Source organism: Paraglaciecola marina, assembly GCF_004360155.1.
Classification (GTDB): domain Bacteria; phylum Pseudomonadota; class Gammaproteobacteria; order Enterobacterales; family Alteromonadaceae; genus Paraglaciecola; species Paraglaciecola marina.
The window spans coordinates 253,385-267,675 of sequence record NZ_SAIS01000001.1; the positions used below are offsets into that span (position 1 = coordinate 253,385).

The window sequence follows — 14,291 nt, forward strand, 5'->3', positions numbered from 1 at the left end:
TTAAAATCGCCGCCCTTTTATACTGAGACTATCTCGATAATTTATGTTTGAAATAAACCCAGTAAACAACGCTATAGCCGATATACGCCGACGTGCCTTGTCGCTTCGGGGGTATCTTTGACTATGATCAAAAGAAAGAACGCCTTGAAGAAGTAAACCGCGAATTAGAAAGTCCCGACGTTTGGAATGAACCCGAACGTGCTCAGGCACTTGGAAAAGAAAAGGTTGCCTTAGAATTAGTGGTCGAAACCATTGATGTGTTAGACCAAGGTACTGAAGATGTTGAAGGCTTAGTTGAATTAGCTGTAGAAGCAGAAGACCAAGATACCTTTGATGAAGCTGAATCTGAATTAGCAGAGCTAATCAAAAAGCTAGAAGTACTTGAATTCAGACGTATGTTTTCTGGCCCCAATGATGCTAACGATGGTTACATTGATATCCAGTCAGGCTCTGGCGGTACAGAAGCCCAAGATTGGGCCAATATGTTATTGCGTATGTATTTACGCTGGGGCGAAGCCCATGGCTTTAAAACAGAATTAATTGAAGTTTCAGATGGTGACGTAGCAGGTATTAAAAGTGCCACTATACGCTTTAGTGGTGATTATGCCTTTGGCTGGTTACGCACAGAAACTGGCGTACATCGCCTAGTACGTAAATCTCCCTTTGATTCGGGTAGCAGGCGTCATACTTCTTTTGCCTCTGTGTTTTCATATCCAGAAGTAGATGACGATATCGAAATTGAAATTGATCCCTCTGATTTACGCATTGATACCTATCGTGCATCAGGTGCGGGTGGGCAACACGTAAACAGAACAGACTCAGCGGTACGTATTACCCACGAGCCCACCAATATAGTGGTGCAGTGTCAAAATGACCGCTCGCAACATAAAAATAAAGCCCAAGCCATGAAGCAACTTAAGGCAAAGCTGTATGAGCATGAGATGCTGAAACAGAATGAAGAAAAACAAACTATGGAAGATGGCAAGTCTGACATAGGGTGGGGCAGTCAAATTCGCTCGTATGTATTAGATGACTCACGAATTAAAGATTTACGAACTGGGGTAGAAACCCGCAACACACAAGCCGTACTAGACGGTGATTTAGATAAATTTATACAAGCCAGTTTAAAATCTGGCTTGTAAAACACAACAAATTACAGAGATACCAGGAAAGTCGATGACCGATCAAAACCAAGATGAAAACAAATTAATTGCAGAGCGCCGTACTAAACTTTCTCAAATACGAGAAAACTGCAAATCTAATGGTTTCCCTAACGACTTTCGTCGTGAATTTTACAGCGATGAACTACATAAAGAGTTCGGTGAGCACGAAAAATCAGCCTTAGAAGAACTTGGCAAAGTGGTAAGTATCGCTGGGCGTATTTTGGCTAAGCGTGGTCCCTTCTTGTTGTTGCAAGACATGACTGGTCGTATTCAATCTTATGCATCGAAAGATACCCAAAAAGATATTAAAGCCCGATTTGGCAGTTTGGATATTGGCGACATTATTGGTGTTAAAGGTGAGTTACATAAATCCGGTAAAGGGGATTTATATGTCAACATGACTGAATATCAGTTGTTAACTAAGTCTTTACGCCCACTGCCTGAAAAATTCCACGGTCTGGCCGATCAAGAAACAAAATATCGCCAGCGCTATGTAGATTTGATCACCAATGAGCAAACTCGCGATACGTTTATGATCCGCAGTAAAGTGGTAAGTGGTATTCGTAACTTTTTAACCGAGCGCAACTTTATGGAAGTTGAAACGCCTATGTTGCAAGTTATACCAGGTGGTGCAACAGCTAAGCCTTTCACTACACACCATAATGCGTTAGATATTGATATGTATTTACGTATAGCGCCAGAGTTGTACTTAAAGCGTTTGGTTGTAGGTGGCTTTGAGCGCGTATTCGAAATAAACCGTAACTTCAGAAACGAAGGTTTGTCGACTCGTCATAACCCTGAGTTCACCATGTTAGAGTTTTATCAGTCTTATGCTGACTATCACGACTTGATGAACCTTACCGAAGAAATGCTACGTAAAGTGGCACAAGATGTTTTAGGTACCACAATAATTAAGAATACTACTAAAGACGCTGAAGGCAATGTGGTAAGTGAAGTGGATTATGATTTTGGTCAGCCATTTACACGCTTAACCATGAATGAGGCTGTCTTAAAGTATTGGCCAGAAGCTAACGCAGAAGCTATTAACGACCCAGAAAATCACTTGCCAGAGCTAAAAGCTATGGCCAAGCAACTACACATAAAAGAGCCAGAAGTCGAAGGTATTTGGGGTGCAGGTAAATACTTGTGTGAGATTTTTGAAGCCACAGCTGAAGAAAAACTCGACCAACCTACCTTTATCACGGCTTACCCTTGGGAAGTATCTCCATTGGCTCGCCGAAACGACGACAATGCCTTCATTACAGACCGCTTTGAGTTCTTCGTTGGCGGTCGTGAGCTAGCCAATGGTTTCTCAGAGCTTAATGACGCAGAAGACCAAGCTGCGCGCTTCCGCAAACAAGTGGAAGAAAAAGACGCCGGTGACGACGAAGCGATGCATTTTGATGAAGATTACATACGCGCTCTAGAATATGGTTTACCGCCTACAGCAGGTGAAGGAATTGGTATTGATCGTTTAGTGATGTTGTTTACCGACAGCCCAACCATTAAAGATGTGATTTTGTTCCCGCACATGAAGCCTGAAGTTCCAGCGGAATAGCTGTTTGTATGGTTTCGTATTATCGTGATGAGGACGCTTAGGCGTCCTTTTTTTATGTTTACCGTATCGGAAAGAATACTAGCTGAGTAGGCGCTTTGCCCACAGGCCGCGCTTCGCGTTAAGGCATTCCGATATACACATTCAGAGATTAAGGAGTCACTAGACTTTAAATTGTGAGGATATGTTGAATTAATTGACTTTGAATATAGAGATTATATTGAAATTTACTTTCATCTAATCACTGTGCTGCCATCAATTCTTCGTGTCGTTATCATCTTTTTATTCAAAAGGGGGAGCTGACTTGGTTACATTTGTTTTCTATTTTAATCATTATGTGAACTCGTGCCTAGGTTTTAGCTTTTCGTAAAGGTAATAGTAAACGCCATTCTCGATTTAGGAGCAGTGCATATATAGGTACGTTTTTTTCTGTATACATAGCAGACGTAACTCCTAGTTGGTTTCTAAGCCGAGTCCCTTTTTTAGAAAATCTCAATTGGAATGAGTCTGCTGAACATTAGTAGATTGAACCCTGTTACTTTTTCATGTCTTCCTACGTCATTTTTTTGTTACTCCTAACTAGCTCCTCATGTAAAAATTACATTTTTTGTGAAATCTTGTCTTGATTGGGTTTGTTTAGCTTTTCAGGCTTTTTCTTGAATAGGTTTGTTTTTGATTGATTTGCACTCATAAATAAGGGGTTTGATGTGTATTTTGATTGAAAAGTGTTCGCTTTCGTTTTAGGCATGGGCTTTGCTCTTGGTTATGTGAATGCAACGCTGCTAACGCGGCTTTATTTCACTTTAATTTTCTAAGAGCTAATTTAAATGAAACACAAAACTAAAATTCTATCTAGCCTAACAGCCATTGCACATGCTACGTCTTTTAATTCTTTTGCACAAAGCAATTCAAATGAGGATCTTAACGGCAGTGGATTTTATTTAGGTGGTAATTATGGTTATCTAAGAGTTGAAGGTGACGATGACTTTGATGAAGATAAGAATGTTTTTGAAGGAATTGTTGGGTATCGCTTCAATCAATATATTGCATTAGAAGGTAGCTACATTAATTTTGGTGACTATGGCACAGATATAGCCCGCGCTGATGTTGATGGTTATACTGCCGCCATTAAAGGTACCTTGCCAATTAACGATACTTTTTTGTTATTTGTAAAAGCTGGGCAATTATGGTCTGAAACTGACTACAACGCATTAGATTACAACAGAACCGTTGACGATGAGAGTGTGTTTCTTGGTGGTGGTGTTGCAGTTAATATTACTTCTAACTTTGTTTTGAATGCTACTTATAGTGTTTATGACACTAGTTTAGAATTTGATGACGTTGATGATGAAAACTTTGATACGGATTTTAAACAGGCTAGTGTCGGTTTTGAATATCGTTTCTAATTAAAACGAATGTTAAGTCATCAGAAATTAAACTGATGACTTAACTCCTTAGCATTGCTTTGTCACATCAATTCCTTTAGTTTTTTCTCACTATTTTTTTGTTGTGCTAATAGTAGTTCGGCTGTAGCTATGGCGTCATTTAGGGCGTTGTGGGCAAAGTGATTGGGTAGGTTATGTTTTTGTCTTAAAGCTGCCAGCCTTAATTCTTGTGGGTCGTAGGCAATATCTCTTTGATCCAGTTTACGCTTAGCTAAGGCTAGGGTATCTATCGCCATAAAGGGCGGGGCTATTCCGTATAATTCTAGACAAGCTTGTTTTAAAAATTGTTTTTCAATTCGTGCAAAATGTACCAACATAACTCTTCCTGCTAATGCCTTTAATAAAGCCTCGACCACTTCTTGTAAAGGTTTACCCGCAGATTTTTGTTGGTCAGTTATTTGGTGAATTATCACATTGTCAGCTTCAAGATTTTGCTCGGTGTTAATGATTTGATGGTAACAACTACCAAGCTTTATTTTTTGATTGTCTATGCTCACAAACCCTACACTTAGTAACTTATCTGTGAGGGCATTTAGGCCAGTGGTTTCAAAATCAACAGATAAAATAGGTAGCTCAGACAAGGGGGTAGTCTCATTAGGAAAGGGCACAGATAAAAAGTCATGAAGGGCGCCTTTAGGTACTTTTTTTAAGAGTCGTTTTCTGCGAGCTTCGTATCCAAATAAACTACTAAGAAACATACTTGCCTCTAAATAACCGCTGATTGTCGATAGTCTTGCATCGACTTGATAACTTTAAATGCATCTTTTAAGTGTTCTCTTTCAAGTTTTGATATGGTTTTAGGATCAATGTAGTTGTTAACGGGGAGCTTTTTACAGAGTAGTTTGCCCTGATGTTCAAGCCGTACAGAGGTTAAAAACTCGTAGGCATCGATTAGGTTTTCAGCTGATGACTTGGTTAAAGATTTAGTGCCAGAGCATTGCTGTAAACGTTCTATGGTATTTACAGCTGTTATCCCTTCACTTAAGGCATAAATGCGGGCTAGGTCAACAATAGGGGCAATGCCGCTGTGTTTTAAATCGAGAGTTGAATTATGTTTGCCATCTTGGATCAGTACAAAGCCTCTGAAAAAGCCAAGAGGAGGCTTGGACCTTAAGGCATTTGCCGACATGTGAGCAATAAACAGTGTGCTGACTTTGGTTTTTTGTAACATTTTCTGACGAACAGTTTCGAGTAACGTGATATCACCATGAATGGTACTTAGATCAAAAAACACACTGCTATTTAGTAAGGCTTTAGGGCTTGGGGCATCTACCCATTTGTCAAAGTATTGTTGCCATACTTTTTGCGGTTGTCGCCATTTACTATTAGTGGCCATGATGTCACCGGGGCAATACACAAACCCACATTTAGCTAATCCATCACTTACAAAGGTTGCTAGTGCTTTAAAGTAAGCGTCATCTGCAAGCTGCATGCTATCAGATATTATTAGCGCATTGTCTTGATCTGAATGGGCTAGCTGTTCTTGCCTTGCTTGTGATCCTGCTGCTAACCAAGCATAGGGCACTGGAGCAGGCCCTAACTTTTGTTCGGCCATTTCAATTAGGCGTATGGTGAATGCCATAGTAATTGCACTGATGTTTTTACCTATATGATCAGCATTAGAGCCTAGTTTGGTAAGTTTAATTTGTAATTTATTTAATAGTTTACTGGTGGTCACTAGCTCTGCAATAGACTGTGCTTTGTGAATAATACTGGTGATATTGACGGCGTTATGTTCTTCGTTGTTGACTAAATCAGTGACGCTTACCATACCAATCAGCTTACCAAGTTTGGTGACGGGTAGGTGGTGGATATGTTTGCTGGTCATGGCAATTAATGCGTCGTAGGCATTGCGTTGTATATCTATGGTAGCAATGTCTTTTGTCATGATATCGCTAACGGGGTTGGTAGTGCTTAAACCAACTGCCACGCAGCGCCTTCTGATATCTTTGTCGGTAATTATGCCTAATTTAATGTCGGTAACTTGTCCATAGCTGTCCTTTTCATCCACTACTACTAAGCAAGAAAACCCTAACTCTGTCATTTTTATAGCCGCGTCTTGAATAGAGACATTGGGTGATACAGTGGCAACAGAGTGATGATAAAAATCAGCAACTGAAGTGTTACTAATTGAAGATGCTAAAATAGCTTCGTCATTGAGCTTTGCTTTCTTGTTATGGAGGCGTTGCTCTGAGGTATGCTCTAAAAACGCTATCGCTTCAGGTTTGTCTACTAATAGGGTTTTAAGTGGAGAGTAATCAAGGCTGTAAATTAGGCTGTCTTCATCAGTAATAAGGGTTATATCTTTAACTAAGCTTTGGTTTTTTTGACAATAAACCGCACAAATATCCCCTTCAGCATATTTTTCTATGAGTTCATTGTTTATACCTTCACACCGCAGCGCACCTTTACGCAATATGTACAATTGGGGCAATTCAAAATCATCCGGCGCTAGGTGCTCGTTCTCGCGCATGTAACTGATGCTAATTTCTTTTACTAGCTTATCTAGAAGGCTTTCAGGCAATAAATCAAAGGGGGGAATGCCCCCTACAAAAGCGCTGACTTCAGCTAATTCATTATCCATATAATACTTCCAAGTAGGGTTTGTAGCGCTAATTTGAGGTGACTTAAGCCTTAAGTCAACGGATAAATGGGGGTATAAGACCAAGGTGGTATATCTGATAAAAACAAAGCTTGCTAGTGTTGCTGATAGTTGAAGTTGTATATGAATTGTTATTTTTTTAACAAGTCGGTTACTTAATGCCTTGGTGACATTTCTATATTCAAACTTTTACTCAAAAAATATCGTTATTACAAAAATAGCAAGTGTAATAAATAAAACGGCATCAGTGCTAGGAGAATAAAGTGGAAAAGAAGACAACATATTGGCAGGAAAACCTGCGCTTGATAACAATATGTCTAGTCATTTGGTTTATCGTATCATTTGGCTTTGGCTTGTTATTAGTAGAACCACTCAACGAATTTCGTCTCGGTGGTTATAAACTTGGATTCTGGTTTGCACAACAGGGTTCTATTTACGTTTTTGTTGGTTTGATATTTTGGTATGGCTACAAAATGAACAAGCTTGACAAAAAATACCAAGCTGAGGATGAATCATAATGGATGAATTAAAACTATATACTTACATTGCAGTATTTGGTTCTTTTAGTATTTATTTTGCTATTGCTTGGTGGGCTCGTGCTGCTTCTACTAGTGATTTTTACGTAGCGGGTGGTGGTGTTACTCCCATGCAAAACGGCATGGCTATTGGTGCCGACTGGATGAGTGCTGCTTCTTTTATCTCTATGGCGGGTTTAATTGCCTTTTTAGGATACGGCGGTTCGGTATTTTTAATGGGATGGACGGGGGGGTACGTATTACTAGCTATGTTGCTCGCACCCTATATGCGTAAACATGGCAAGTTTACGGTTCCGGAGTTTATATCCGATCGTTATTACTCTAAGACTGCTCGTATTGTAGCTGTTGTTTGTCTAATACTTGCATCACTTACTTATATCATTGGTCAAATGAAAGGGGTAGGAGTTGCGTTTTCGCGCTTCTTAGAAGTAGATTACGGATTAGGTTTAGGCATAGGTATGGCTGTTGTGTGGTTTTATGCTGTTTTAGGTGGCATGAAAGGCATTACATACACCCAAATCGCTCAATATTGTGTGTTGATTTTTGCTTATACTATCCCTGCTATTTTCATCTCTTTCCAACTTACAGGTAATCCCATTCCTCAACTTGGTTTAGGCTCTACGTTAGCTGATGGTAGTGGTGTATATTTACTAGATAAACTTGATTTAGTGGTAACTGAGTTAGGCTTTAAAGAGTACACCACAAGTAATATGAATGGCTCGTTAGATATGTTCGCATACACTATGTCATTGATGATAGGTACTGCGGGTTTACCACACGTAATCATGCGCTTCTTTACTGTACCTACAGCACAGGCAGCTCGTTCTTCAGCAGGTTATGCTTTGGTATTCATTGCATTGCTTTATACGGTAGCCCCAGCTGTTGGTGCCATGGCTCGTCTTAACTTGATGAATACCATTGAACCTACGGCAGGTCAGCACTTAGAGTATGAAAAGCGTCCTCAGTGGTTTAAAGACTGGGAAAACACCGGTTTATTAGAGTTTGAAGATAAAAACGGTGACGGCAAAATTCAATATTCAGCAGATGCTAAAACTAACGAAATGGTGAAAGTAGACAACGACATTATGGTGCTAGCGAACCCTGCTATTGCTAATTTGCCTAATTGGGTAATTGCATTAGTGGCTGCGGGTGGTTTAGCAGCGGCATTGTCAACGGCTGCTGGGTTATTATTGGCCATATCATCTTCCATATCCCATGATTTAATGAAGGGGGTTCTGACACCAGATTTATCTGAGAAAAACGAGTTAATGGCGGGGCGGATAGTGATGACACTTGCTATTTTAGTCTCGGGTTACTTGGGGCTCAATCCGCCCGGGTTCGCCGCAGGGACGGTGGCGCTGGCCTTTGGTTTGGCTGCTTCATCCATCTTCCCCGCGTTAATGATGGGGATCTTCTCTAAGAAAATGAGTGGTACAGCAGCGGTTGCAGGAATGTGTTCAGGTATTGGAATTACCATGCTTTATGTGTTCCAACATAAGGGGATCATGTTTATCCCAGGTACATCATTCTTAGGTGATATGGCGCCAAATTGGTTCTTTGGTATTTCACCTAATGCATTTGGGGTAGTGGGGGCGATTGTGAACTTTGCTGTTGCCTTTATCGTGCTTCAGTTTACAGGTCCAGCACCTAAAGTGATTCAAGATTTGGTTGAAAACATGCGTAGTCCAGGTGGTGAGCAAGCAATCAGCGACCATTAGGTAAGTTAACTTGTAATAAGTTTTATTGAAACTAAAAGGCTAAAGAGATCCTCTTTAGCCTTTATTTTTATATATGTTTAAATTGAAATTCAGTTAGCATGAATTTTCAATAGTCTTAAAGGGTTAAATAAATAACACAATGAACAAACATACAAAAATTGCCTTTATGGTGGCACCTATTCTTGCTGTAATTGGCTATATCGCCGCCGATTATTATGTAGAGGATCAAGCTCAAGAAGACAAAGTAGTGCAACTCATCCCCCTTGGTGATTGTGATGTAATTTATCAAACCTGTGTTTTAAAATCAGGTGATTTTGAAGTGAATGTTTTTGATAAAGATAACCTAACCACTGTTAACTCAACCTTTCCCTTGGACAGTGCAACACTGTTTTTAGTGGATGAAAACAATCAAGCTACAGCGTATCCATTAGGTATGATTCAAAGCCCTTATTATTGGCATACAGAAACTAATTTACGCGGCTTAGTCGCTAGTGCAGGGCAAAGTTATAAACTGAGGTTGGTGTTAAATATTAAAGGTGGTAGTTATATCGCTGAGTTTTATACCCACACTAATTAGTAAGGTGTGAATATAAAAATCAGAGTTAAGGTTAACTCTGATTTTTAACTGTTATGCATTCAGAAATTAAGCTGAACGTTCAGTAATTTCTAATAAATGGTAACCAAATTGGGTTTTAATTGGGCCATGAACCACATTTAATTCGTCGTTAAATACAACCTTATCAAATTCAGGCACCATTTGGCCTTGGCTGAAACTACCTAACGCGCCCCCTTGGGCACCAGAAGGGCATGAAGATTGGCTAGCAAGCTCTTCAAATTTTGCACCATTGGCTATTTCTTGTTTCAAGGCTAAGCATTTCTCTTCTGTCTCTACCAAAATATGACGGGCACTAGCTGTAGGCATAGGGTTTTCCTTTCATTAGTTTAAAAATTTAAGTTGCTGTGTATTACAAATTGCGGTGGGCATTCTAGGGTAAATGGGTGTGGGGCTCAAGAGCTGGAGGGGCGCTGGGGTGAAGTTTAGTGTATGTACTTGATGTACTGCGCGTACTGCATCGTTGTGCGATGGGGTATGTACTTTTTACAGTAAGACTATTTAGCCATGTGCTTCTCACTTTTAGAGCATTCACTTTGTTCTTTGAGCGCTATAAATAACTGCACTAGAATGAAGAACGCTGAATTAAATTAACACTGTAAATAGGTTGCACTTAGCTGTAAATGTTTCACGGTTTGTCAACTTTATGCAAAACATGAATATCAAACGTTTATATAAATTCAATTTAAAACAATGGGTTATGTTTTTTGTGTTTGGGTATGGGGATTGCAATCTTAGTTGTGAAATTTAAATTTTGAGTGAATAACTTTCTCAAGTAAAAATATAGGAGTAAACATGAGTTCTTCAAAAGTAGCAAAATTTACAGCCCCAAGTGTAAGTAATGATTCTTCTCAACAAGCGATAGCTGCACTAGACGACAGGATGGTGGCTTTAATCGACCTACAACTTACCCTTAAACACATTCATTGGAATGTGGTTGGCCCAAATTTTATTAGTGTACATGAAATGCTAGATCCCCAAGTTGAAAGTGTTAGAGAAATGACAGACACCTTAGCTGAGCGAATTGCCACCTTGGGCGGTGTACCTGTTGGTACGCCTAAGTCGATTGTTGATAGACGTTCGTGGGGCGAATATTCATTAGGTAAGGCTATGGTAGCTGAACATTTATCTGCCCTTGATAACGTATATACAGGCATTAACAAAGACCACCGTAAAGCAATTGATACCCTCGGTGACATAGACCCTGTGTCAGAAGATATTGTCATCAGCCAATTGGCTGAATTAGAGCAGTTTCAATGGTTTATTAGGGCGCACCTTGAATCGGCTGATGGTGAGCTTAAACATTCATAGCTTGAGTTTGTAACCTTCTGCTAATAGGTTACTGCATTAGGCAGTAACCTTGTTATGGCTGTTGCAGTATCGCAGGGTATCAGGGACGGCTTTGCCACTTAATGTGTTAACTATAGAATTAATCAAGCAGCGAATTTTGCAGGCTATTGCTGATGAAAGTTTGACTTAGTTATTTACAGAAATTTTCTATTTTTGATAGTATACCAGCGCTATCTAGTCGCAGTTCTGCATACATTTCTTGTTGCGTACCTTGCATGATGAACTCATCTGGAAGGCCTAGTTGTAATAGCTTACAGCTGAGTTGACTTGCCATTAGGTATTCTGCCACAGCACTACCAGCGCCACCAATAATTGCACCATCTTCTAAGGTGACAAATAGCTCGTAGTTAGCAGCTAATTCATCAATTATATTGGTATCTAAAGGTTTAACAAAGCGCATATCAATTACAGTGGCGTTAATTTCTTCAGCCGCCTGTTGTGCTTGTTCTAGTAAAACACCAAAATTGAGAATCGCGATTTTTTGGCCTTGTCTAATAGTGCGACTTATACCTATTGTTAGCTCGGTCATGTTCGTTTCGGGATTAACCCCTGTCGCTGAGCCTCTAGGATAGCGTACTGAAGCAGGTTTTTGTAATTTATGCCCTGTGTATAACATTTGTCGACATTCGTTCTCGTCTGCAGGTGTCATGATCACCATGTTTGGAATACAGCGTAAAAATGGAATGTCGAAAGCGCCTTGATGAGTGGGGCCATCTGCGCCTACTATACCTGCTCTGTCTATGGCAAATAACACAGGTAAATTTTGTAAGGCTACGTCATGAATAAGTTGGTCATAGGCACGTTGTAAAAATGTTGAATAAATAGCAACTACTGCGTTAAAGCCTTCTTTAGCTAGGCCAGCTGCAAAGGTTACTGAGTGTTGTTCGGCGATAGCTACATCAAAATATTGTGCTGGGAATTTCTGTGAAAAGGTCACCATTCCAGAGCCTTCACGCATGGCGGGAGTTACTGCCATTAATTTAGGGTCTTGGCTTGCCATATCACAAAGCCAATCGCCAAATACTGCAGAAAAAGTTGGATCACTTGGAGGCGCTTTAGGTAGGTCTTGGGCATCTGGATTAAACTTAGGTACTGCATGAAACTTAATCGGGTCTTGCTCCGCAAGTTCGTAGCCTTTGCCTTTTTTAGTGACCACATGGAGTATTTGAGGGCCTTTAATACCACGCATATTTTTAAGGGTGTCTACTACCCCATTTACATCGTGGCCATCAATGGGGCCTATATATTTAAAGCCAAGCTCTTCAAAAATAGTGCCTGGTACTACCATGCCTTTAATGTGTTCTTCGGCGCGGCTAGCAAACTCTTTGATGGGAGGGACATTGCTAAGCAGCTTTTTACCCCCATCACGAATAGAGTTGAATACGTTACCCGTTAATAGTCTGGCAAGGTGGCTATTAAGCGCTCCCACGTTTTCTGAAATCGACATTTCGTTATCATTTAGAACCACAACAAGATCTTTGTTGATGTCGCCGCCGTGATTTAAAGCTTCAAAAGCCATACCCGCCGTCATGGCTCCATCCCCAATAACCGCTACCACTTTGCGGCCTAAGGCTTCTTTTTCAGCAGCCACTGCCATACCTAACGCGGCACTAATAGAGGTTGATGAATGACCTACAGCAAAGGTATCGTATTCACTTTCTGGCGGCCAAGGGAAGGGATGTAAACCATCTTTTTTGCGGATGGTTTGCATACGCTCACGACGGCCAGTAAGGATTTTATGGGGATAAGCCTGATGGCCTACATCCCACAATAATCGGTCAAATGGTGTGTTGTACACATAATGTAAGGCTATGGTTAGTTCAACCGTGCCAAGGCCAGAGGCAAAGTGCCCGCTACTTTTACTTACACTTGAAAGTAAATATTCTCGCAACTCTTTAGACAGTTGTTTTAATTTCTCTTTGGGTAAGTCTCTTAATTGCTCTGGAGTATTAGCTTCGGCAAGAATAGGGTAGTGGGCAATATCTAGTGTCATTAAATGTGTATCAACTCATTAATAGGCGCGATGAATAACAAAATTGGTAAATTCGGCCAGGATCTGGGTATTGTAAGGCAAAGTGTGCAAAGCTTGAAGTGCTTGTTTATGTAGATCGTCCAGATAACTTTGAGCTTGCTCTAAACCCAGCATCGCAGGATAGGTACTTTTATTTTGCTCTTGGTCTGAACCTTGTGGTTTTCCAAGCACTTCTGAATCTCCGATGACATCTAAAATATCATCTTGTACTTGAAAGGCTAGTCCAATAATTTGCGCATATTTTAGTAGGGTTTGACGACTATCTTGGCTTACATCTTTGGCTAAGACTATGGCCATTTCTACACAAGCAGATAGCAAGGCGCCTGTCTTTTTATTGTGAAGGGCTTCTAACTGAGCTTGGCTAATACGTTTATCTGTTGCCGCTAAATCCATAGCTTGACCACCGCACATGCCTAAATAGCCAGAGGCTTTACTTAAAATGTTTACTAGTTGAATGCGTTTGGCGTCATTGGTTGAGCTCAATGGATGTTGGCATAAAATTTCAAATGCTAAGGTCTGTAAAGCATCTCCCGCTAAGATTGCAGTGGCTTCATCAAATTGAATATGGCAAGTTGCGTGGCCACGGCGTAAGTCATCGTCGTCCATGGCAGGTAAGTCATCGTGTATTAGTGAATAGGCATGTATTGCTTCTACTGCAGTAGCTGGGCAATCTAGGTCTGATTCTGATACACCTAACATTTTGCCCGTGGCATGTAATAAAAAAGGGCGCATCTTTTTGCCTCCAATTAACAGCGCGTACTCCATTGCCTGTTTAAGTTTTTCGGCATGATTTGGCAGGGCTTGTATACTTTGGCTTAAAGCACTGTTGGTTCTATCGCAAACCGCTGTTCTGTAGGTATCTAAACTCATTTGATGAACTTAATTGCCTTCTTCGAATACATCAAGATTTTGCTGACCATTTTGACTAGTAAGTATTTGTACTTTTTGTTCGGCATCTTTTAACTTTTGTTGGCTGTGTCTGGCTAATTCAATGCCACGTTCAAAATTTTTTAACGCATCTTCTAGCGGTAAGTCACCTTGTTCCATTTGACTAACAAGGCTTTCTAATTCTTGCATGGATTGCTCAAAAGTAAGAGAGCCTGCTTTTTTACGAGTGGTCATAGTGTTCTTTATATCAATGGTGGTGAATGCTGTGAGCCACGCACCATACCTGAGCTCAAAAATTGGGTCAAATACTTTTAGAAATACCCATTATAAGTGACTTATATAAGATAATGTTTTTAATCCATCATTTATACTTGATGCCAGCTACAGAA

General features: G+C 40.3%; 13 protein-coding genes. 7 read left to right on the forward strand and 6 right to left on the reverse strand.

Going from position 1 to position 14,291, the window contains the following annotated elements; genetic code table 11:
- Positions 1-43: 43 nt before the first annotated feature.
- The 3 genes from prfB to EOK74_RS07260 all read left to right on the forward strand — a co-directional run bounded on the left by prfB (position 44) and on the right by EOK74_RS07260 (position 4,124).
- A protein-coding gene (gene prfB / locus EOK74_RS07250) for a peptide chain release factor 2 (RefSeq protein ID WP_133469318.1) occupies positions 44-1,142 on the forward strand; the annotation gives its coding sequence in 2 pieces (ribosomal slippage) (positions 44-118 and positions 120-1,142; 1,098 coding nt in all).
- 34 nt (positions 1,143-1,176) lie between these two features.
- Positions 1,177-2,721 carry a lysine--tRNA ligase gene (gene lysS, locus EOK74_RS07255; RefSeq protein ID WP_133469319.1) on the forward strand — a complete coding sequence of 515 codons (1,545 nt, stop codon included), beginning with the start codon at positions 1,177-1,179 and terminating at the stop codon, positions 2,719-2,721.
- 824 nt (positions 2,722-3,545) lie between these two features.
- Positions 3,546-4,124 carry a porin family protein gene (locus EOK74_RS07260; RefSeq protein ID WP_133469320.1) on the forward strand — a complete coding sequence of 193 codons (579 nt, stop codon included), beginning with the start codon at positions 3,546-3,548 and terminating at the stop codon, positions 4,122-4,124.
- A gap of 62 nt (positions 4,125-4,186) precedes the next feature.
- On the opposite strand, the gene EOK74_RS07265 is transcribed toward EOK74_RS07260, so the two are convergent.
- Both EOK74_RS07265 and EOK74_RS07270 read right to left on the reverse strand, forming a co-directional pair.
- The gene (locus EOK74_RS07265; RefSeq protein WP_133469321.1) at positions 4,187-4,861 is read right to left on the reverse strand and encodes an exonuclease domain-containing protein; all 675 of its coding nucleotides are present in this window, start codon (positions 4,859-4,861) and stop codon (positions 4,187-4,189) included.
- An 8-nt stretch (positions 4,862-4,869) separates the two neighbouring features.
- Positions 4,870-6,747 carry a putative nucleotidyltransferase substrate binding domain-containing protein gene (locus EOK74_RS07270; RefSeq protein WP_133469322.1) on the reverse strand — a complete coding sequence of 626 codons (1,878 nt, stop codon included), beginning with the start codon at positions 6,745-6,747 and terminating at the stop codon, positions 4,870-4,872.
- Positions 6,748-7,028: 281 nt separating this feature from the next.
- Here EOK74_RS07270 and EOK74_RS07275 point away from each other — a divergent pair, with 281 nt between their 5' ends.
- The 3 genes from EOK74_RS07275 to EOK74_RS07285 all read left to right on the forward strand — a co-directional run bounded on the left by EOK74_RS07275 (position 7,029) and on the right by EOK74_RS07285 (position 9,596).
- Positions 7,029-7,283: a DUF4212 domain-containing protein gene (locus tag EOK74_RS07275; protein WP_133469323.1), complete on the forward strand. Its 255-nt coding sequence runs from the start codon at positions 7,029-7,031 to the stop codon at positions 7,281-7,283.
- Entirely contained in the window at positions 7,283-9,019 is a 1,737-nt protein-coding gene (locus tag EOK74_RS07280) for a sodium:solute symporter family protein (RefSeq protein ID WP_133469324.1), read from the forward strand. Before EOK74_RS07275 ends, EOK74_RS07280 begins: the two co-directional genes overlap by 1 nt.
- Positions 9,020-9,158: 139 nt before the next feature.
- Positions 9,159-9,596, forward strand: coding sequence for a hypothetical protein (locus EOK74_RS07285; protein WP_133469325.1), 438 nt, complete (start codon positions 9,159-9,161; stop codon positions 9,594-9,596).
- A gap of 66 nt (positions 9,597-9,662) precedes the next feature.
- Here EOK74_RS07285 and EOK74_RS07290 read toward each other — a convergent pair whose 3' ends face one another.
- On the reverse strand, positions 9,663-9,941 hold the full coding sequence (locus tag EOK74_RS07290; protein ID WP_133469326.1) for a peptidylprolyl isomerase: 279 nt from the start codon (positions 9,939-9,941) through the stop codon (positions 9,663-9,665).
- 486 nt (positions 9,942-10,427) lie between these two features.
- Here EOK74_RS07290 and dps point away from each other — a divergent pair, with 486 nt between their 5' ends.
- Positions 10,428-10,943 carry a DNA starvation/stationary phase protection protein Dps gene (gene dps, locus EOK74_RS07295; RefSeq protein ID WP_133469327.1) on the forward strand — a complete coding sequence of 172 codons (516 nt, stop codon included), beginning with the start codon at positions 10,428-10,430 and terminating at the stop codon, positions 10,941-10,943.
- Positions 10,944-11,112: 169 nt separating this feature from the next.
- Here dps and dxs read toward each other — a convergent pair whose 3' ends face one another.
- Genes dxs through xseB form a run of 3 tightly spaced genes read right to left on the reverse strand, consistent with a single transcriptional unit; the run spans position 11,113 to position 14,136 of the window.
- Positions 11,113-12,975 (reverse strand): 1-deoxy-D-xylulose-5-phosphate synthase, encoded by a 1,863-nt coding sequence (gene dxs, locus EOK74_RS07300; RefSeq protein ID WP_133469328.1) that lies wholly within the window; start codon positions 12,973-12,975, stop codon positions 11,113-11,115.
- An 18-nt stretch (positions 12,976-12,993) separates the two neighbouring features.
- A complete protein-coding gene (gene ispA, locus EOK74_RS07305) occupies positions 12,994-13,884 on the reverse strand; it encodes a (2E,6E)-farnesyl diphosphate synthase (RefSeq protein ID WP_133469329.1) in 891 nt (296 codons plus the stop codon).
- A 9-nt stretch (positions 13,885-13,893) separates the two neighbouring features.
- Complete coding sequence (gene xseB / locus EOK74_RS07310) at positions 13,894-14,136, reverse strand: exodeoxyribonuclease VII small subunit (RefSeq protein ID WP_133469330.1); 243 nt, start codon at positions 14,134-14,136, stop codon at positions 13,894-13,896.
- Positions 14,137-14,291: the final 155 nt, after the last annotated feature.